The organism is Actinomyces urinae (assembly GCF_900119695.1).
GTDB lineage: Bacteria > Actinomycetota > Actinomycetes > Actinomycetales > Actinomycetaceae > Gleimia > Gleimia urinae.
Map to the genome: position 1 here is coordinate 113,796 of NZ_LT632546.1, position 20,033 is coordinate 133,828.

Genomic DNA, 20,033 nt, shown 5'->3' on the forward strand with positions numbered 1-20,033 from the left:
CCTACTCCTCGTTTTTCTTTACGCGCACCGACGGGTCAAGGCGAACCGGCTGGTTCATATCATCGGCGGCATCCGCAGTATCAGCCACCACCAGGTACCAAGGTCGAGGCGGACCCTGATCCTCAACGGGCTTGGTATCTGCCATCCCATCCGCAATGCCGGGCGCGTCAAGCACCTGATACTGCGTCTCCCCCGGCTGGACATACTGTAGCCGTGCCCGCGCCTGTGAGGCCACGTACGACTTATCGCCCCATCGGTCCAGCTGATCTTGCAACTCGGCGTTAGTCTGTTTCGCCTGCTCTATTTGGATTAGAACCGAACGGTATTCACGCTGCTGCGACCACCACTGATGTAACGGCTGGGTCACTCCCAAAAGAGCGACCACTAAAGCCAAGGTCAAGGCGAACGCCTTCAGCGACACCTTTCGCTCCGCAGCGGGAGCTTCTGCCACCATGGTGACGCTGTTCTTTCTTGCCCGCGAGCGTGGCCTGCTGCTTGCCGTAGCCGAGTGCGGCCGCGCCCCCTTTCGCGTGATACCGGTGGGCTTGGATTGCGTGGTAGCTTTCTTCGCGCCGCTCCTCATGCCTTTAGGCATGATTGGACGACGAACTCCGCTGACCCTACGCTCACTCATGTCTCTAGTTTTACAAAACTTAAGCGAAGTTGCCTAAACCGCGCCGGCGGCGGGTAAAACAAAAGGGACGGGGCCCGAAGGCCCCGTCCCGATGCTCTATCAGCTAGTGGTTAGACCACTCGCTGCAAAGAGTTAGAAGCTCGCGCGCGGGAAAGCGCTACGGCCAGCGTAAACCGCTGCGTCAGCAAGCTCTTCCTCAATACGCAGAAGCTGGTTGTACTTTGCAACGCGCTCAGAGCGAGCCGGAGCACCGGTCTTAATCTGGCCGGAGTTCGTTGCAACAGCAAGGTCAGCAATCGTGGTGTCCTCGGTCTCGCCGGAGCGGTGCGAAGTCATCGACTTGAAGCCCGCGCGGTGTGCAGCCTCAACGGCGTCGAGCGTCTCGGTTAGGGAACCAATCTGGTTCACCTTCACGAGCAGAGCGTTACCAGCATGCTCCTTGATGCCACGTGCAAGACGAGCCGGGTTGGTTACGAACAGGTCGTCACCAACCAGCTGAACCTTGTTGCCCAGCTCGCTTGTCATCTTGATCCAAGAATCCCACTCATCCTCAGACAGAGGATCCTCAATCGAAACTAGCGGGTACTGTGCAAGTAGCTTCTCGTAGTACTTCACCATGAACTCGGTGTCGCGGCCCTCGCCCTCAAGCATGTACTTGCCATCCTTGAAGAACTCGGTAGAAGCGACGTCAAGAGCAAGAGCGACGTCCTTGCCCGGCGTGTAACCAGACTTCTCGATTGCCTCAATAATGAGGTCAAGTGCAGCAGCGTTTGACTCCAGTGACGGGGCGAAGCCGCCCTCGTCACCAAGACCGGTGGAAAGGCCGCGGCCCTTAATGACGCCCTTGAGGGTGTGATAGACCTCAGCACCCCACTGGAGGGCCTCACGGAACGAGCTTGCACCGATCGGAGCAATCATGAACTCCTGGATGTCAACGTTCGTGTCAGCGTGCGAACCACCGTTGAGGATGTTCATCATCGGAACGGGCAGGACGTGTGCGTTCGGGCCGCCAACGTAACGGTACAGCGGCAGGCCAGCTGACTCTGCAGCAGCCTTGGCAACGGCCAGCGAAACACCAAGAATAGCGTTAGCGCCAAGCTTGCCCTTGTTGTCCGTACCGTCGAGATCAATCATGATCTCATCGATCAGGCGCTGCTCAGTGGCGTCTTCATCGATCAGCTCAGGAGCAATAACGTCAGTTACCGCCTCAACGGCGTCCTTAACACCCTTGCCCATGTAGCGGTTGTCGTCACCATCGCGACGCTCAACGGCTTCAAATGCGCCGGTAGAAGCACCCGACGGAACGGCTGCACGCGAAACGGTGCCGTCGTCAAGCAGAACTTCAACTTCAACAGTCGGGTTGCCACGAGAGTCAAGAATCTCGCGAGCACCAATGGCCTCAATGTGTGCCATGTTTTTCTCCTTCTATAGATCCGGTAATGTCGCGGACTATTTTTAACGAGTTATCGTTCCCTCATTAGGGTTTTGCAGACGGTCTGCATCCCTTCAGGTCTAGGTTGAAGATCAGCGGGGTGTAAGTCCTTCGAGGGCCCTACTGATGCTTCTTAAAACTTACTGTTGTGGCGGAAGCACAACGCCCTGCAAGTTCGGTGCGTACACAGCGTTGTTTTCGTCTAGCTCTCCGTACCTCGGGTTGAGCTCAACGTCCTTGTTCTTCTGTGCCTCAGTCACTTCCTGCGCCAACGCCTGCTGATCCAGATCGCCCTGCAGAAGCACCAAAAGCTGGTTGATGCGCACAACGCCAACGGCAGCCTCATTAACTGGCTCGCCCGGAGACTGCACCGAGGCCAACGCATTACGGGCGTCTTCATCCGAGAACTCAACACCGTGCTGGTCTGCAACCTCACGAACGGCCGCCCCCTGTGCCAACACATAAACCACACCTGCAGTTGGGAACTGCTGTCCGCTGATTTGCGAAAGCTGCTGGGCAGCCTCGCTCACTTCGTCTTCCGTATAGGTGGTTCCGTCGATCTTCAGCGCCACACCGGGCTGGGCAGAACAGGCTGCGAGAGCAACCGTTGCCATCACTGTGCTGGCGCCAACTACAATGCGTTTCCATGTTGACTTAAGTGTCACGGTTACGCGTCCTTTCGTTTTCAACCATCTGGTACAGATTCTACGCTGTTTCCCTTAACATTTTCTTGCCCCTACCTGGGTTAACCTTTAGATTCGGGCGAGTACTCAACAATTGTCTGCAAAAAGTTTTGTGTCCAATCAAGTAGTTCCTGGTCCACAATGGCTGGGCCCCCAAGTTTTTTGGACTTAGGAGCGGGAACCAGAATCTGGCGAACGGCTCCCTTAATTATTGAACCCGGGTACAGCCGCTTCAAACGTAATGCTTGAGAATCGCGCAATTCCACTGGAGAAAATCGAATGTAACGCCCCTGCGCCACAATTTCTTTAATCCCGAGGTCACGCGCATACTCGCGCAATCCAGAGATAGCGAACAACAGCAGGACCTGCTCGGGGATCTTGCCGTAGCGGTCCACGAGCTCTTCGCGCAGGTCATGCGCCTCTTCGGGTGAACGCAACGCCGCAATCTTGGCGTACATTTCGAGGCGAAGTTGCTCGCCCTCAATGTAGTCCGGCGGGATGTGCGCGTCCACGGGGATTTCGATGCGCATCTCTTCACGCTTGGGAGGCTGCCCGTCGCGATAGGTTGCCACGGCGTCAGCAACCATGCGCACGTAAAGGTCGAAGCCCACGCCCGCAATGTGCCCAGACTGTTCGCCACCCAGCAGGTTGCCGGCGCCGCGAATCTCCAAGTCCTTTTGCGCCACCGCGATGCCCGCGCCCAGATCGGTGTTAGCCGCAATCGTTGAAAGTCGCTCGTGTGCGGTCTCGGTCAGTACCTTGTCGGCCGGATATAGGAAGTATGCGTACCCCCTATCGCGTCCGCGTCCAACGCGACCTCGTAGCTGGTGAAGCTGCGACAGTCCCATTGCGTCCGCGCGATCCACAATGAGTGTGTTGGCGTTAGAAATATCCAAGCCGGTTTCAATAATCGTGGTGCAGACGAGGACGTCGAACTCGCGATTCCAAAAGTCCACGATCACCTGCTCCAACTGAGCTTCAGCGAGCTTTCCATGCGCAATACGAACCCGCGCCTCGGGCACGAGCTGTTGAATATGATCGGCGATCTTGCCGATATCTTCCACGCGGTTATGCACGTAGAACACCTGACCATCACGCAGAAGCTCGCGTTTGATTGCGGCACTAACCTGTTGGTCCGAATATGCCCCCACAAACGTTAGGATTGGGTGGCGCTCCTCTGGAGGGGTGGTCAAAAGTGACATTTCGCGAATACCCGTGATTGCCATTTCGAGCGTACGAGGAATAGGCGTGGCTGACATTGACAAGACATCCACGTCCGTGCGCATCTGCTTTAGGGTTTCCTTGTGCTCAACGCCAAAACGCTGCTCCTCATCAATGACGACGAGGCCGAGGTCCTTGAAGCGGACCGAACCTGTAAGCAGGGAATGGGTCCCAATCACAACGTCGATCTGGCCGGTGCGAAGACCCGCGCGAATGCGCTCCCCCTCGGCCGCGCTAGTGAAACGAGATAGGGCCGCAACATCTACGGGGAAGCCCGCGTAACGCTGCTGGAATGTCTCCAGATGCTGCTGAACTAAGAGGGTGGTGGGCACGAGGATAGCCACTTGCTTGCCGTCTTGCACTGCCTTGAATGCGGCTCTAACCGCAATTTCAGTCTTGCCGTAGCCCACATCTCCGCCAAGCAGACGGTCCATAGGGATCGGCTTTTCCATGTCTGCTTTGACCTCGTCGATCACGGTCAGTTGATCCGGCGTCTCCACGTATGGGAAGGCGTCCTCAAGTTCACGCTGCCACGGCGTATCGGGTGAGAACGCGTAGCCCTTCGCGGACTTGCGTGCGGCGTAAAGGCGAACCAGCTCTCCCGCGATTTCCTTAACGGCCTTGCGTGCTCTGGCCTTAGTTTTCGCCCATTCAGCCCCGCCCATCTTGGATAGCTTTGGCTGATCCGAACCCGAATACTTAGAAACCTGATCCAGCTGATCGGTTGGAACGTAGAGGCGGTCCCCAGGCTGGCCGCGCCGGGTGGGCGCGTACTCGATTAGCAAATAGTCGCGCGTCACGGCCTCTTCGCCGCGTCCAATAGTGCGCGAAACCATCTCAACGAACTTGCCAATACCGTGCTGCTCGTGGACGATGAGGTCACCCTTGTGCAGCGTTAGCGGATCAATACCTTTACGCCTACGCGCCGGCATTTTCCGCATTTCCGCGGTCGACGAGCCCGCCTTGCCCGTCATATCCGTCTCGGTAACAACCGCAACCTTCAGTTCCTCAGCTACAAACCCTGGCCCGGATCCAGCAGCCAGCACTTCGATTACGCCCGGCTCTAGCCCTTCGGTTACCGCCTCGACTATCTTTGCAGGTACAAACGCTTCGTTTAGCACCGCCGCAATCCGCTTGGCGGGGCCCGGCCCATCCGTGGTTACAACCAGTTTCCAGTTGTCTTTTTGAAGCTTCCCAAGGTCAGAGGCGGCCTGGTCAATCTTGCCGCGATATGGCTTCACGTCACGAGCGCCCACCTGCATGAGGCTCGGGGTCACAACAATCGGAGCGTGCGCGGATGGTGCGTCGGTAAGCGCGTCAGCCAATTCCATTGGGGCGAGAGCGGAAATCTCTGCCCATCCAAAGCCTCGTTTACGAGCGATCGAGCGCATTTGCGTCAACGTTTTGAACGATGCGTTACCGGCCTGAAGTGGAATCTCACCACCTGCCGCGGCGCCCGTCCATGCGGCCTCCAAGAACTCTTGCGTGGTGGCAACGAGGTCTTCGGTGCGCGATTCAACGCGTTGCGGCTCGACGATAACCACCTGCGAATCGGCCCCAACGAGATCCAGCACGGTTTCCATCCCGCCTACGAGGACGGGGCTGAGCGACTCCATGCCCTCCACGTTGATGCCTTCGCTGATAAGCTCCAACATCTGGCCAGCGCCCGGCAGTTTTGCGACGGCCTCGCGCGCTCGCTTGCGCACATCGTCGGTCAGTAGCAGTTCGCGGGCAGCTGGCGCCCACAGCCCTTCTTTAGCTGCGCCAACCGCGCGCTGATCGGCAACTGAGAAGTAGCGGACGTCGTCAACCTCATCGCCAAACATTTCGATACGCGTCGGGTACGGATCAATGGGTGCAAATACATCTAGGATTCCGCCGCGAACCGCCATTTCGCCGCGCTTTTGCACCACTTCCGTGCGTTCGTAACCCAGATTCATGAGGCGGGTAGTCAGGCTCTCAAAATCAACAGCGTCGCCCACTGTTAGACGCACGGGCTCCAGGTCTCCAAGACCGGAGATAACCGGCTGTAAGAATGCGCGTAGCGGCACAAGCAGAACTCTAATGGCACCGGTTCGTGATCCAACCTCGCCCTCGGGGTGTGCCAAGCGCCGCATTACCGCAACTCGTCTGGCCATCGTGTCCCGCTGCGGGCTGAGTCTCTCGTGCGGCAGCGTTTCCCAGCTGGGCAACACCTCCACGCCATCGATATATCCGCGCAGGTGGGTGGCCAGTTCTTCCGCATCCCGGCCGGTTGCAGTTACAACAACCAGCGGCCTTCCGTCCTCTTGCAGCGCCGTTTTTGCGAGCAGAGGGGCCCGCATACCAGCTGAGGCAATGACCGTGGGGTTGCCCCCTTCGTTCAGGGCGAGGGCGGCAGCGGCAAGCGCTTCGTCACCATCAAGAGCGCTGAGTAGACCGCGCAGTTTTTTCAAAACAGCTCCTTGTGTGCAACCGGACTATCCGGACTAGGCCGTGTGCAGTTTTTGTTGCGCTTGTTCAAAACCGAGGGTAACCACGTCTTCGATCGCATCCGCAGCCAAGCGAACAGTTACAGCCCATTCATCCAGGTCTTTTCTTGGGAAATCCGAAAGCACGAACGCAGCCGCATCCATTCGCCCAGGCGGGCGGCCCACACCAAAGCGCAACCGGTTGTAATCCTTCGTGCCAATCAGCTGCGAGATTGAGCGCAACCCGTTGTGTCCGCCCTCGCCGCCACCTCGTTTAAGACGAAGAACGTGCGGTTCAATGTCGAGCTCGTCGTGCACAACCAGCAGATGGTCCGGCTTTACCCCATAAAACTGCATGAGTTTCGATACCGCGTTGCCCGACAAATTCATGTACGAGTCGGGGTATGCAAGAATCGCGGCCGGCCCTGGCCTGCCTCCCGGAAGCATCCCAATACGCGCATTTGCCACATACGCGCCAGCGCGGTGCTTACTGAACGTCACACCGGCATTGTCAGCTACCGCATGGAGCACAATGCGACCCGCGTTGTGCAGATTGTTTTCGTATTTTGGGCCCGGATTACCCAAGCCAACAATGAGCCACTGCTTTGCTGTTTCTTGCACGCCCCCACTCTACCAACTCACGCGATGCGAGAAATTTACGAGGGGGGGCAGAGCCAAACGAACACACCAATGGTCCGCGTTCCCCTAGTTAGCTGGCGCCGAGGGCCTTGCATGCAGGAAGTGTGGCTGATTAAAGCCTTCCTTCGCGAACCGCTCGGTAATGGCATCCATGACCGCGCCCGCCTGGTGCTTTCGAACCAGCGCAATCGCCGATCCGCCAAAGCCACCGCCCGTCATGCGAGCCCCAACAGCCCCGTTCTCCAGCGCCGTTTCTACCGCGATGTCCAGTTCAGGAACCGTGACCTCGTAGTCATCCCGAAGTGATTCGTGCGATGCCGTCATGAGCGAACCGATCTGATCCAACCGCTCATCCATCAACGCCCCGTCCTCTAGGAGCTCAACGAAGTCCAGCGTGCGTGCCGTTTCAGTGATCACGTGGCGAGCGCGCTTTCGTTCCTCTTCACTGAGGGCAGACAGATCCGCGTCGCGGGGCAGGCTCGCCAGGTGTTCCACGTCGAGCTTCTGAGCCGCAGCCTCGCACGTGGCGCGCCGGTTCGCATACTGGCCATCTGCCAGGCGGTGCGGCGCCCGCGTATCAATGACCAGCATCTCCAGACCAACGGATTCGAGGTCAAATGGAATGTGCCTGATGGAGGCATCTTTTGAATCAAGCAAAATCACTGCGCCGGCGCGGCACCGCATCGACGCAGCCTGATCCATTCCACCGGTTGGGGCGCCAGCAATCTCGTTTTCAGCGCTAATGCAGGCCTCAACAAGTTCTTTACGCCCCTTCTTAGTGGTCATCATTGAAACCCAGTTTTCGGTCTGCGCCATAAGCGCATCCCAGGCAACGGCAACCGCACACTCAAGCGCCGCAGAAGATGAAAGGCCAGCACCAAACGGCACGCAAGAATCGATTGCGAGATCGAGGCCGGGCATCTTGCCCCTCCCTTGTTGCTCAAGGGCCCAGGCAACTCCCACCACGTAGGCCGGCCAGCCCTCAACAGGGTTCTTCGAATTGTGCGTATCGACCTCGTCGAGGTTAACCTCTCGCACGCCCTCCTCCTGTGCGGACACGAGGCGAACAATCCGGTCATCACGCTGACTTACCGCCGCATAGGTGCGGTGAGGAAGGGCCATAGGGAGTGCGAAACCACCGTTGTAATCGGTGTGCTCACCAATCACGTTCACACGCCCAGGTGCCGAGTGGAGGGCCTCCGGACTGTAACCGTAGGCGCGTTCGAACAGCTCCGTGACTTTGCGCGTGCCCTCTTCAAGAGTCCATGACTCCATCACGATGTTGCTCATTTTTCGTAGACCTCCCGTAGACGATCTGCGATTTTCTCCGGCGTAGTGTCAGAAATCCACGCACCCATGCCTGATTCGGAACCGCCCAAATACTTCAGTTTGCCGGGCGCACGCTGGATCGAATGCAGCTGCATGTGCAAGCGCATAAGTTCGCGTTCCTCGCCCACGGGAGCCTGGTGCCAAGACATCACGTACGGAATCTCCAGGTAGGTCTTTTGGCCGTCTTCCTCGACCTCAAAGAACTTGTTCCCCGCCTTCAACATGCGAATGTAAAGGTGGGCGAGCTCCTCACGCTCCTCATCGGTCAGCTCATACAGCGCCTTCACGTCACGCTTGGGCATCAGCTGCATTTCAACCGGCCAACGCGACGCAGCAGGCACATAAAGCACCCAATGCTCAGTTTCGTCGACGATCCTGCGACCGCTACGCAATTCCGCGGCGAGGACGTCGCTCAGCAGATCTTTGCCCGTGTTCTCACGGTACTGCTTGGCCTGACGGATCATAGTTGCCGTGCGAGGCGTGATGTATGGGTAGGCGTAGATTTGCCCGTGCGGGTGATGCAGGGTAACACCGATCGCTTCACCATGGTTCTCAAAGCAGAACACCTGCTTAATGCCATCCATCTTTTCGAGCTCCTGCGTACGGTCTGCCCAAGCTTCGATGACTGTGCGCATGCGGGTTGGCCCCATATCCACGAGATTGCGATTTAGATCGGGACCAAAACAGATAACCTCACATCGACCAGCGGCCGGCGCCACCTTCCAAATGCTCTCTCCATCCAGATCACCAACCTCCATGGTTTCGCCCGGAATCTGCATGAGCGAGGGGAAACGATTTTCAAACACTACGACGTCGTAGTCGGTATCGGGGATCTCACCATCCTGATAGGCGGCACCCGGACGTGCCGGGGCGAGCGGATTCGCATCTGCTGGGGGCAGGAACGTGCGGTTCATGCGGTGAGTTGCGATAACCACCCATTCACCTGTTAGCGGATCCAAACGCATGGTTGGCCCGGTTACCGGTTTCTCGCCTCCCTCCTCATCCTTGACTGGGGCGAACCTATCTTGCAGAGGCCTTGGATCATCCAAACGGCGAGTCTTCTCGCCGCTGACGTAAGGTTCCGAATCATCGAAGTAGAAAAAGTCGCGACCATCAGCCAGCTTCGTAGCAGTTTTACGAACGCGAGCAGTCATCAGCACTCCCAACAGTGTTTTCGTTTTTATCAACCTCCTAAAGCCTACCCCTCGAGAAGCTTTTCTGACACTGTTCCTTGAGCTATCTTTGCCCTTCCGTTTACCTACCAATGCCTTTGCATCGGCGTACTGACACACAAATCGGCTGTTCAACTACCTCTTTGCCATGCAAAAATGAATACCTCCCGCCGCTTGTGATAGTAATAATTCGTTAACAGGCGATTATGCGTGGCAAGGAATAAGCATGTACCTTCCCCCCTGCGGGCCCGACGAGGAACTCATCGGCATACTCGTAGCAGTTCCCGAGCCGCTTGCAGGCAACATTGATGCGCTTCGCAGACGGCTCAACCTAGATACCGCAAGCAGTACCGCACCGCACATCACACTTGTGCCACCCACTCCCGTGAAGCAGGCCGACCGCGAGCGCATTATGCACCAACTCGGAGAAGTTGCCGCGAAACATGCGCCTTTTCGGATTTGTCTACGCGGAGCGGGTTCGTTCCGCCCGGTGTCGCCCGTGTCTTTCATTAATGTCGCTGCTGGCGGCGAGGCTCTAGCCGCCCTCGAGGACGAGATTCACAAGGCCATCGCTCTTCCAACCCCGCGTTTCCCCTTCCACCCGCACGTGACGCTCGCTCACATTGACCATGAGGAGACGTTAGATGAAGCTGAGAAGCTTGCTGCGGATTTCGAGGCGGAGTGGGTTGCAAGCGGTTTCAGATTGGACCGTGTGGGTGCTGACGGCGTGTACCATTCCCAGGCGCTATTTAGTTTTACGGCAGGCTAAATTACCGGGTTGCCCGCCCGCCTCGTGAGCAATTGAGCACATAACCGTGACTGTAAGTGGGTTTGGGAAAGCCGCGGGGCAGATTTTCGGGTAGTTTCGAGCTGTAGACGATTCCGCGCTGGATAGGATAGGCGAAGATATGGCGAAATCCGTGCTTGATCAGCCAGTAGAAGTTTTGGCACCAAGAGCTCCCGATGCTCCAAACCTGTACGGCCCCACTTTGCAAGAAGTGAAAGAGGCAGGCGGGATAGTGGCCAAGGTAATGGGGCTCATGGATTGGTACAACCATTCGCGCGTTGGCCGGGGCATGCGCCGCTACACGTTAAAGCGTGGCAATCTATTGGCCGGCGGCGTCTCTTACACTTCGTTGTTTTCCATTGCCGCGGCACTAACCGTTGGGTGGACCGTGTTCATGTACTTCCTGGGCGGCAACGATGAGCTTCGTGAGGCAGTATTGCACGCCCTCGAATCGGCAATGCCTGGCCTTATCGACACCGGCGATGGCACCGGCATGATCAACCCGGATTCGCTCATTCAAACAAACGTTTGGTCTGTCACCGGCATCGTGGGTCTAGTAGTGCTTGTGTTTTCAGCATCGAAAACCATGGACGCACTGAAAATGTCTCTGTGGTCGATGTTCGGAATCGTGCGCCTGCCAAATGGTGCGGTAGCGATCAAGATCCGCGACTTGTTTGGATTCGCGCTCCTTGGCATTGGCGTGCTTGCCACTGCCGCTCTCGGAATCATGATGAACACGGTCGGCTCGTGGTTTATTGACCTGTTGAATATCGAGGGGGTAGCCGGGCGCATCCTTTTGAACGTGGCTACTCTGCTAGCCGCTTTCGTCGTGGACACTCTTTTGGTGATTGCTCTGGTGCGCGTTACTGCAGGCGTTCGCGTGCCCAGTCGCGATCTGTGGATCGGCGCGGCTGTTGCGGGTGTTGGTTCGGCAGTTTTGCGTTATCTGGGCACTAGCGCGGTTGGTTCCGTAGCCGACAACCCCCTGCTTGCTGCCTCGGCAGCCTTGGCCACCCTCATGCTGTGGATTAACCTCATCGTGCGACTGCTTCTGATGGTTGCCGCGTGGATGGCCAACCCGTTCTACGCGGAGTTCCCGCAGGATCCAAAGTATGTGCACGGTGACAGCACACCTAACTACGTCACCATGACAGAGCCAGATACTCTTGATTGGCCGCATAATCCTCTCACGGGTGACATTGCCTTTGACCCGCGTGAGAATCCGGAATCTTACGAAACCGTCCTGGGGGACGAGGTTTGGCATTCGCCGCGCGCCAAGTGGTTGCGCGTTCGTATTGAGAGCGCTGAGACCAAAGCGCAAAAGTATCGCGACGAGCTTTTGGCTATGGGCCAGCGCCAGCAGGTGGGCGACAAGTAAGGCCAGCTACCGCGCGTGCTAAACAGGACTTCGAAAAAGCCGTACGCGCTGAGATTTTGAAAGTAGGATAATGACCCTCTCGCTAGCTTCGATCAACGTTAATGGGATTCGCGCCGCAGTTAAACGCGGTATGAAAGACTCCCTGGCGGATACTAAGCCCGATGTGATCGCGTTGCAGGAGGTGCGCGCGGCAAGCACGATCACCACCGACCTACTGGAAGAGTGGGAGCTACTAAACTTCGAATGTGAGATTAAGGGGCGCGCCGGTGTAACCATCGGGGTTCGCCGTGACTCCCACGTGAAGCTCCTTCCCGAAACCGTCCGTTTTGGCGCCCACCCGCAGCAAAGTGAGGCGGTGGCTGTAGATACGGGGCGTTGGCTCGAAGTAGACGTGCAGGACGGAGATCAGACTGTACGTATTGTCTCTGCCTACTTGCATTCGGGTGAAGTGGGTACGGAAAAGATGGATCAAAAGTACGCTCACCTCGATCTCGTTACCAGCCGTATGAGCGAACTGCGCGAGCTACCCAACGTGATTATCACGGGCGACCTAAACATCGTTCACACCGAGCTCGACATCAAGAACTGGAAGGGCAACCACAATAAGACAGCCGGCGTGCTTGACTCCGAAATCGCGTATGTGGACCGTTGGATTGAATCGGGATGGGTTGACGTTGCCCGTCAACTAACCGGCCCCGTGCAGGGCCCGTACACGTGGTGGTCATACAGGGGCAAGGCGTTCGACAACGACGCGGGTTGGCGCATTGACTATCATCTGGCCAGCCCTGCGATGGCTCAGCGGGCCAAGAGCGTGAATGTGGACCGCGCGGTCGATTACGCCTCCCGGTACTCCGACCATGCTCCCCTGCGCATCATCTACAGCTAAGCGCCTAAACTGCGCATGAAAAAGTCGCCCCACTTGGGGGCGACTTTTTGGATTTACGAGGACGCTGCCGCCTCCGCGACTATCCGCTAAAGCCTTTCAGCGGCTTCAACCACGTTGGCGAGCAGAAGGGCGCGAGTCATCGGTCCCACTCCTCCAGGATTGGGAGACAGGGCCGAGGCAACCTCATCAACGCCATCTGCAACGTCACCGGCCAGACGCGCTTTGCCATCTACTTCAACGCGGGAAACCCCTACGTCAAGGACCACGGCGCCCGGCTTTACCATGTCCGGGGTAACGATTCCCGCGGCACCGGTGGCGGCCACTACCACGTCAGCTCGGCGGACCTTGTCGGCAAGGTCCTTGGTGCCCGTGTGGCAGAGCGTAACGGTTGCGTTCACATACTTGCGGGTAAGTAACAAGCCGATGGAGCGGCCCACGGTTACGCCGCGCCCCACCACAACTACATCTTTACCTGCCAGATCTATACCGGCGCGTTCAACGAGTTCGATGACTGCCCGCGGCGTGCACGGTAGCGGCGAATCGATTTCTTCCGATACGCGAAGCACCAGGCGTCCCAGGTTCATGGGGTGTAGACCATCTGCATCCTTCGCCGGGTCAATGGCCTCCAAAATCCGGTTGGTATCCACGCCTTTTGGCAGCGGAAGCTGCACGATGTAGCCCGTGCACGAATCGTCAGCATTGAGGCGCTCTACCGCGGCCAGGATGTCGGCCTCAGTAGAATCACCGGGCAAGTCCACGCGGATGGATTCGATCCCCACCTCTTGGCAATCGCGGTGTTTGCCCGCAACGTAGGTTTGCGAGGCCGGGTCATCACCCACCAGGATCGTGCCCAGCCCGGGTACAACGCCGCGAGCGCGCAACGCCTCCACGCGCTCACGCAGTTCAGTTTTGATCTGCGCTGCCGTAGCTTTGCCGTCTAGGACCTTGGCTTGACCGTCCCAGGGCGCCCTCACTTGTCAAGGCCTTCGTATAGCGGGAATGCGTCAGTTAGCGCCTTCACTCGGGCGTGTAGGCCTTCAACGTCTACGTCACCGTCAGATGCGCCCTGTACGAGGGTGGTGGCGATGATGTCTGCAACCTCCTCGAACTCCTTGGCGCCAAAACCGCGGGTGGCAAGCGCGGGAGTGCCGATTCGCAGGCCGGACGTGACTCGCGGAGGGCGCGGGTCAAACGGCACAGCATTGCGGTTCACGGTGATACCGACCGCGTGGAGCAGGTCCTCGCCCTGCTGGCCGTCGAGCTTCGAATCGCGCATGTCAACGAGAACGAGGTGCACGTCGGTACCGCCGGTAACTAGCGAGATACCAGCGTTCTTCACGTCATCTTGGAGCAGTCGATCAGCGAGGATCTTAGCTCCTTCCAGTGTGCGCTGCTGGCGCTCCTTGAACTCTTCGCTCTGCGCGATCTTCATAGCAACGGCCTTGGCAGCAACCACATGCATGAGCGGACCGCCCTGCTGCCCGGGGAACACCGCGGAGTTGATCTTTTTACCAAGTTCCGCATCGCGGGACATAATCATGCCCGAGCGCGGACCGCCAATGGTCTTGTGCACCGTGGTGGATACGACGTCCGCAAACGGAACGGGGTTCGGGTGCAGTCCGGCGGCAACCAGGCCGGCGAAGTGCGCCATGTCTACCCATAGGTATGCTCCGACCTCATCGGCAATCTCGCGGAACTTCGCAAAGTCGAGGACGCGCGGGTACGCGGACCATCCGGCGATGATGACCTTGGGCTTAACCTCGAGCGCGATCTTGCGGACTTCATCCATCTCGATGCGCATGGTCTCTTGATTCACGTGGTAGAAGTGCGGCTCATACAGGCGGCCCGAGAAGTTGATCCTCATGCCGTGAGTCAGGTGACCACCGTGATCCAGTGAGAGGCCAAGAATACGATCGCCAGGCTGGGCGATTGCGGCCAAAACCGCCGCGTTTGCCTGCGAGCCCGCGTGAGGCTGCACGTTCACGTAAGCAGCGCCAAAGACCTCTTTTGCACGTTCAATCGCGAGGTTTTCTGCGACATCTACAAACTCGCAACCCCCGTAGTAGCGGCGGCCGGGATAGCCTTCCGCGTACTTGTTGGTGAGGACGGAACCCTGCGCTTCCAAAACTGCCTTGGGCACAAAGTTCTCAGACGCGATCATTTCTAGGGTTTCGCGCTGGCGCCCCAGTTCATCATCAAGAACTTTTTGGATCTGTGGATCCACCTGCGCTAGGGACTGCAAGAGTTGAGATGTTGCCATGAGTTCTCCTATTTAGGTTTGTCTTCCAAACACCAAGTGTTTTGATGATCCTTGACCCAGGCGGGCGGCCGTTGAATCCCAAAAGACGCTCCCCGGTGGTGGTCCACCTGCGCCAGTCGCGTCGTTTCAAACATAGCGCAAAACGCTCGCGGGCGGGCTGCTCGTTCTCTTTTCGAACACATTTGCAGACAGCCAATTTTGGGGTCAAGGGGCTGGCTAACGCCGCCGATTAATGCGGCGAGCGCGAGGAGGGCGCCCCTACATCACCTTGGTTTTCTCGATCTCTTGTGTCATCTTCTCGATGTTGCCTGCAATGGCATGACGGAACACGAGACCAATGAGCAGGTTGGGGATGATGAACAGCAGGATCATGGCGAGGTTTTGCACAAAGTCGCCCGCGTAAATGCCGGCCACTGCCGAACGCATGAGGTTGATCGCGTAAGTTGCGGGAAGCCACGGGCTGATGTTTTGGAACCACTGGGGTAACAGTTCAAGTGGATACGCTCCCCCGGCAGCAGAGATCTGGAGCACAAGTAGTACTACAGCTATTGCTTTGCCCGCATTAGAAAGCGATATCACCAGCGTATACACGATATTGGTAAAGACCGTAGAGATCACCCATCCGGCCAGCATCAGCAGGAATGGGTGCGCCGGTTCAATCTCAACGATCACGATCAGCCCGCCCATCAGCAAAGTTGATTGAGCCATGCCGATCAGCCAGAACATGACGTAGCGCCCCAAGTATTCTTCCGCTCCCGTGAATGCCCGCTTGCGAGCGTGCTTCACCTTCTTCTTTGCCTTGCCATCTTCGCTCTCGGCCGCCTGGGCTTGCTCCTCCGTATCTTTCTCATCGACCGATTCGCCGTCGCTGGTCTCCGCGGCGGTTTCAGGCTCCTGAAGCTCGTCGCTAACTTCTAGTTCCTCATTTGCCTCTGCGCCATCATCTGAATCGTCAGCATCACTGCTTTCCACGCTTTCTAAGTAGCGTTTGCCCACATTCTTGGAGACGTCCGTACGCAAGAAAACACCAGCCAATAGCGCGCCCACCCACAGTGCGATCACAGTGAATAGAGGCGCCATCCCCACTCCGAAAGACGCCACGGGGAATACCGGCGTGCGATCCACAGCTACGGGAGATGACAACAAGCGGGCAAAACCTTGCGGGTCGGCGCCAAGCGCCTTGGCGATTTGGTTCATATCACCGCCGGAGCGGGCCTCACTAACCTGCTTGTTAGCCTCGTTCAGGCGTTTCACACTCTCGCGCATACTCTGCGCAGTTGCGGAAAGTGATTGCGCCGCGCTATCCATTCCCGCGATGAGGCCACCCGCACTATCTGACAGGTCGGACTTTACTGCCTGCATGTAAGAGCGGAAAACTGCCGCGCTTTCTCCGGCCGATTCGAGGTTGGATCGCAAGCTGTCGATTTGTGGCTGCAGATTCTTTGAAAAGCTATCGTGAGCCGATCTGATCGCACCGGCGGCTTCTTCGATAGCTTTACGCGCAGCCTCTTTGGAATCCGAATCGCTAGACTTACCTGCACGCAGCTCCTTTGAGATCTGACCTAGGCGGTCTGAAAGGCTTTGTTGCCGCGCAATCGCCGTATCAAGATCAGCCAGAAGATCGTCCCCTTCCGGTCCTAAAACTTCGGCAAGCTTGTCCCTCGTCTGCTTGAACCCGTCGATCTGCTTATCAAGCATGACGCGTAGCTGATCAACCGCATCCGCGCTGCTCTGCGCGGCCTCGTCAGCCGAGTTCAGCAAAGTGTCCAGACGAGATTGAACTTTTTCAATACTGGAGGACGCTTGGTTCAGCGAATCACTTAACCCGGCGGAAAGCCCAGCGAACGGATCAGCCGCCCCACTGCTGGAATCGAGCGAAGTGCCGGTGGCCTGGTCAAAAGATTCCTGAACGCCCGCAGCCAAATCGCGAGTTCCAGTAGCCAGCGGGATTGTAGAACCAATCAGCGCAGAAAGGGAATCTACCGTGTCAGCGCCCGAATTTAACTGCGCGGCTAACGACTCCAGGCGATTACCTAACCGATCCAATGTGGCCTGCGTTTGCGCATCATCCAGATACGCAGAGACGTCCTCCGCCATACCAACCGCCACTTCGGCCAGGGCTTGCGAAAACGTGGTGTTGATCTGCGCGGTTACTCCCTGGGCCCCTTGCGTGGTGAGGTTTGCGGAAAGCGGGTTCTTCTTCTCGTTGGTGTATAACGTGATGTTGGCAGGCTTTGCCCCGCCCGCGTAGAAGGTAAACATCGAGGTGGAGAAGTCGTCGGGCAGCACAATTGCCGCATAGTATTCGCCCGACCTCGTGCCCTCAAGCGCCCTGTCCTCACTGGTTAGCACCCAATCAAGCTGATCGTTAGTGGCGAGCTCTTTCATCACGATGTCGCCCACGTTCACGTTCATTCGCAGCACTTCACTGTTGTAACCCTTGTCCGTGCTGGCCACAGCGATTTGAAGGCGATCAGAGTTAGAGAACGGATCCCACGTTGCAAGTACGTTAAACCACGTGAAGAACAGGGGAACGCTAATGAGTATCACCACGAAGATCTTCGCCATCACAGAGGAGTTGATCTGGCGCAGGTCATCGCGCGCAATAAAGAGGATCTGTTTCATCGCCGCGCCTCACCTCCGGTAAACTCGCGCTCCGCCTCACTACGAGGGCGCGCCAGGCTGTCAAACAGTTCATCTTCACTCAGGTGCGACAGGTCGCGTGCACGCTGGAGGGAGCTCCTGAGCCCCTCGGTGGCAACAAGCGCGCCTATGATCACCAGGCCCCAAACAGCGACGAGGCCAAGCAAGGCTGATTTGCTCGCAGCAGTCAGACTCGAAACCAGGCTTAGCGCTACGAATCCGAGGATGCCTACGATGGTTAGACCGTTGATTAGCAGGCGATAATGCGAGTTGAAACGCTCTTGACGATAGGCGATCCGGTTGGCGAATTCCTTGCGGTTTGAGAGTAGCGCAATGATGTTGCTCAGACGGTAAACCGAGCCTTGCAGTTGCACGTCCTCATTGACTACCAGTTCCGTGCGAGCCAGATCGTTGTAAAACAACTGAGTGAAATAACCCAGGTGTCGCCGCCCAAAAAAGCCGAGTAATAGCGCTGAAGCGCTCATGAGCAACAGGATTGCCATTAGGCGCCAGTAGTGCCCGGCGTAGAATCCGCCAATGGTTTCTCGCATGGCGTCGATGCCGTAAGAAAATGGCAAAAGAGGATACAGCGCGCGAAAGAAGCCGGGCATAAGCTCAATGGGATAAATGCCTGAAGCTCCCGGAATCTGCAAGACCACCAATAGAATCGCAAGGGCGCGCCCGACATGGCTGAGCGCCGCGGCAAGCGCATAGATTATGGCAAAGTATGTGGGCCCAATCAGCGTGGCAGTTGCGATGAATGCGGGCACGCTGGCCGTCTGCACGCCGATCATGAGGCTACCGACGCTCACTATCAGCCCCTGCCCCATAGATAGTGCTCCTGAAAGCATGAAGCGCCCCATGTACGCCGAGCGCAAGGGGAGCCAGTCAAAGCCTTCCTTATCGACCTCCACCCGGAAGATAATTACGAGGATGAGGCCGCCAATCCACATCGAGAGGTTGATGAACATCGCGGCCATGCCCGAACCGTAGGAATTAACTTTGAACACGGCCTGCTGGTCGAACTCCACGGGGGACGCCAGGTAGTGCCCGATGTTCTGCGCGTCCAGGCCAATCACCGTTTCGAGTGTGCCCGACTGTATGGCAGTGGCAAGTGTTGCCACATCGGTTTGGGCCACTCGAACAGAGCCCGCGAGGCCATCCAGATTCCCTTTAGCCTGCGTCAGTACCCCTTGGGTGGCACCAATCTGTTCTTCTACCCCGTCAACGAGGGAGAACACCTGGGTAAGCGAAGCTCGCGTGGTGGTGATAGCCGAGTCGATTCCGCCCAGGCGTGCCGAGAGCTCAGTAACCTGTGCAGTCAGTTCACTAACCGCTTGACCAGCAAGTTCTTGCGTTTTGTTAGTAACGCCCTGCGCAGCCGAAAGTGCGTCATTAAAAGATTTGACCAGCTCGTCGAGATCCTTGGCAGCCGCCGTAGCGTCCTTACCGGATTGATTCACCTTATTCAGCAGGTCTTGGACATCATCAAGACGCGCATTCAGCTCTTGCGCCGCGTCTTGCGCAGCCGGGATTTGTTCAAGAATCTCCACGCGTTCACGCACAGCGTCAAGCGAAGCATTTGCACGGTCGATGCCGCCTTGAAGCTGGGGCTGTATCTCATTTAACCGAGCCGTGGCATTAGAGACCGCTGCCGAAGCTGACGCCGAAGACTGGTTTAACGCCTGCTGGGCACTCGCGCTGGCTTTGCCCACGGAGACGGCAAAACTTTGCGCATCCGATACGACGGTTCCCAAAATGGTCTGCGAATCAGACAGCGCGCCTGACATATCGGCAAGAGCCGGATCCGCAGCCGCAAGTGCGCCGCGCACGTTCCCCATGGTTTGCAACGATTCGGTTAGGGATGCGCTGGCCGCGTCGAGGGTTGCCTGCGCGTCTCCAAGGTCTTTCTCCACGCCTCCTAAAGCACCAAGCGCACTGCTTTCTGCACTGTTGATGTCTGTAGAAACTTTGAGGCTCCCGTCGCGCAGTCCCTGCACGATCGCCTGCCCCACCTGCTCGCGGAAAGTGGAGGTTATTTGAATATCGAGTTCGTTAGCACCCACGTCGGTGATTTTCGGCGCGATGGCGCCCTTCTTCTCATTGACCAAATACTCGATTGTGGGTTGGTTGCGTTCACCGTAGAAAATGTCGACGAGGTCGTCGCTAAAGCTGGCCGGGATAATGAACGTGGCGTATACGTCGCCGGCTCTAATACGGTCTGTAGCTGCGGATTCTTCGAGAAACTGCCAACCTAGCTGATCATTCTTCAAAAGCTCTTCAACGATCAGATCGCCAACATTGATCTTCCCGGTGAGTGTAGAGTTGGTCCCCACATCATTATTAACTACCACAATCGGCAGGTTTTGCGTAGCCGTGTATGGGTTCCAAAAAGCCAGGATGTTTAGCCATGAATAGAGAGCTGGCATCACGAGGATACCAATCACGATTATGAGGGAGCGCGGGACAGCAAAAATTCGCTTGATGTCCCTGACGAATACCCGCCAGCTATCGTTCAT

General features: G+C 57.4%; 14 protein-coding genes and 1 riboswitch. Of the genes, 3 read left to right on the top strand and 11 right to left on the bottom strand.

The genetic code is table 11. From position 1 onward, the window contains the following. Position 1: 1 nt before the first annotated feature. The 7 genes from BQ7114_RS01020 to galT all read right to left on the bottom strand — a co-directional run bounded on the left by BQ7114_RS01020 (position 2) and on the right by galT (position 9,542). Positions 2 to 634 carry an FtsB family cell division protein gene (locus BQ7114_RS01020; protein WP_083431677.1) on the bottom strand — a complete coding sequence of 211 codons (633 nt, stop codon included), beginning with the start codon at positions 632 to 634 and terminating at the stop codon, positions 2 to 4. Positions 635 to 766: 132 nt separating this feature from the next. Further along, positions 767 to 2,047, bottom strand: coding sequence for a phosphopyruvate hydratase (eno, locus tag BQ7114_RS01030; RefSeq protein ID WP_072340729.1), 1,281 nt, complete (start codon positions 2,045 to 2,047; stop codon positions 767 to 769). Between the two features lie 159 nt (positions 2,048 to 2,206). Continuing rightward, positions 2,207 to 2,731: a hypothetical protein gene (locus BQ7114_RS01035; protein ID WP_143236761.1), complete on the bottom strand. Its 525-nt coding sequence runs from the start codon at positions 2,729 to 2,731 to the stop codon at positions 2,207 to 2,209. A gap of 80 nt (positions 2,732 to 2,811) precedes the next feature. Next, the gene (gene mfd / locus BQ7114_RS01040; RefSeq protein WP_072340738.1) at positions 2,812 to 6,405 is read right to left on the bottom strand and encodes a transcription-repair coupling factor; all 3,594 of its coding nucleotides are present in this window, start codon (positions 6,403 to 6,405) and stop codon (positions 2,812 to 2,814) included. A 33-nt stretch (positions 6,406 to 6,438) separates the two neighbouring features. After that, complete coding sequence (gene pth / locus BQ7114_RS01045) at positions 6,439 to 7,041, bottom strand: aminoacyl-tRNA hydrolase (RefSeq protein ID WP_072340742.1); 603 nt, start codon at positions 7,039 to 7,041, stop codon at positions 6,439 to 6,441. Between the two features lie 84 nt (positions 7,042 to 7,125). Further along, positions 7,126 to 8,349: a galactokinase gene (gene galK / locus BQ7114_RS01050; protein ID WP_072340745.1), complete on the bottom strand. Its 1,224-nt coding sequence runs from the start codon at positions 8,347 to 8,349 to the stop codon at positions 7,126 to 7,128. Beyond that, the gene (gene galT, locus BQ7114_RS01055; protein ID WP_072340748.1) at positions 8,346 to 9,542 is read right to left on the bottom strand and encodes a galactose-1-phosphate uridylyltransferase; all 1,197 of its coding nucleotides are present in this window, start codon (positions 9,540 to 9,542) and stop codon (positions 8,346 to 8,348) included. The genes galK and galT overlap by 4 nt, the downstream gene beginning before the upstream one ends. Positions 9,543 to 9,786: 244 nt before the next feature. Between galT and BQ7114_RS01060 the strand changes: the two genes are divergently transcribed. The 3 genes from BQ7114_RS01060 (at position 9,787) to BQ7114_RS01070 (ending at position 12,611) form a co-directional block, all read left to right on the top strand. Then, a complete protein-coding gene (locus BQ7114_RS01060; protein ID WP_072340753.1) occupies positions 9,787 to 10,329 on the top strand; it encodes a 2'-5' RNA ligase family protein in 543 nt (180 codons plus the stop codon). A gap of 139 nt (positions 10,330 to 10,468) precedes the next feature. Then, a complete protein-coding gene (locus BQ7114_RS01065; RefSeq protein WP_072340758.1) occupies positions 10,469 to 11,725 on the top strand; it encodes a YihY/virulence factor BrkB family protein in 1,257 nt (418 codons plus the stop codon). 70 nt (positions 11,726 to 11,795) lie between these two features. Further along, positions 11,796 to 12,611, top strand: coding sequence for an exodeoxyribonuclease III (locus tag BQ7114_RS01070; protein WP_072340761.1), 816 nt, complete (start codon positions 11,796 to 11,798; stop codon positions 12,609 to 12,611). An 86-nt stretch (positions 12,612 to 12,697) separates the two neighbouring features. On the opposite strand, the gene BQ7114_RS01075 is transcribed toward BQ7114_RS01070, so the two are convergent. The 4 genes from BQ7114_RS01075 to BQ7114_RS01090 all read right to left on the bottom strand — a co-directional run bounded on the left by BQ7114_RS01075 (position 12,698) and on the right by BQ7114_RS01090 (position 20,033). Then, a complete protein-coding gene (locus tag BQ7114_RS01075; protein WP_072340764.1) occupies positions 12,698 to 13,585 on the bottom strand; it encodes a bifunctional methylenetetrahydrofolate dehydrogenase/methenyltetrahydrofolate cyclohydrolase in 888 nt (295 codons plus the stop codon). Then, entirely contained in the window at positions 13,582 to 14,871 is a 1,290-nt protein-coding gene (glyA, locus tag BQ7114_RS01080; protein ID WP_072340768.1) for a serine hydroxymethyltransferase, read from the bottom strand. Before glyA ends, BQ7114_RS01075 begins: the two co-directional genes overlap by 4 nt. Before the next feature lie 47 nt (positions 14,872 to 14,918). After that, positions 14,919 to 15,001: riboswitch (ZMP/ZTP riboswitch) on the bottom strand. A gap of 128 nt (positions 15,002 to 15,129) precedes the next feature. Beyond that, positions 15,130 to 17,496, bottom strand: coding sequence for a YhgE/Pip domain-containing protein (locus BQ7114_RS01085; RefSeq protein WP_072340772.1), 2,367 nt, complete (start codon positions 17,494 to 17,496; stop codon positions 15,130 to 15,132). Beyond that, positions 17,493 to 20,033, bottom strand: coding sequence for a YhgE/Pip domain-containing protein (locus BQ7114_RS01090; protein ID WP_072340775.1), 2,541 nt, complete (start codon positions 20,031 to 20,033; stop codon positions 17,493 to 17,495). Before BQ7114_RS01090 ends, BQ7114_RS01085 begins: the two co-directional genes overlap by 4 nt.

Coding starts and splice junctions, on each gene's coding strand:
- BQ7114_RS01020 (WP_083431677.1), bottom strand. CDS start 634: ATGAGTGAGCGTAGGGTCAGCGGAGTTCGTCGTCCAATCATGCCTAAA.
- eno (WP_072340729.1), bottom strand. CDS start 2,047: ATGGCACACATTGAGGCCATTGGTGCTCGCGAGATTCTTGACTCTCGT.
- galK (WP_072340745.1), bottom strand. CDS start 8,349: ATGAGCAACATCGTGATGGAGTCATGGACTCTTGAAGAGGGCACGCGC.
- galT (WP_072340748.1), bottom strand. CDS start 9,542: ATGACTGCTCGCGTTCGTAAAACTGCTACGAAGCTGGCTGATGGTCGC.
- BQ7114_RS01060 (WP_072340753.1), top strand. CDS start 9,787: ATGTACCTTCCCCCCTGCGGGCCCGACGAGGAACTCATCGGCATACTC.
- BQ7114_RS01065 (WP_072340758.1), top strand. CDS start 10,469: ATGGCGAAATCCGTGCTTGATCAGCCAGTAGAAGTTTTGGCACCAAGA.
- BQ7114_RS01070 (WP_072340761.1), top strand. CDS start 11,796: ATGACCCTCTCGCTAGCTTCGATCAACGTTAATGGGATTCGCGCCGCA.
- glyA (WP_072340768.1), bottom strand. CDS start 14,871: ATGGCAACATCTCAACTCTTGCAGTCCCTAGCGCAGGTGGATCCACAG.
- BQ7114_RS01085 (WP_072340772.1), bottom strand. CDS start 17,496: ATGAAACAGATCCTCTTTATTGCGCGCGATGACCTGCGCCAGATCAAC.
- BQ7114_RS01090 (WP_072340775.1), bottom strand. CDS start 20,033: ATGAACGATAGCTGGCGGGTATTCGTCAGGGACATCAAGCGAATTTTT.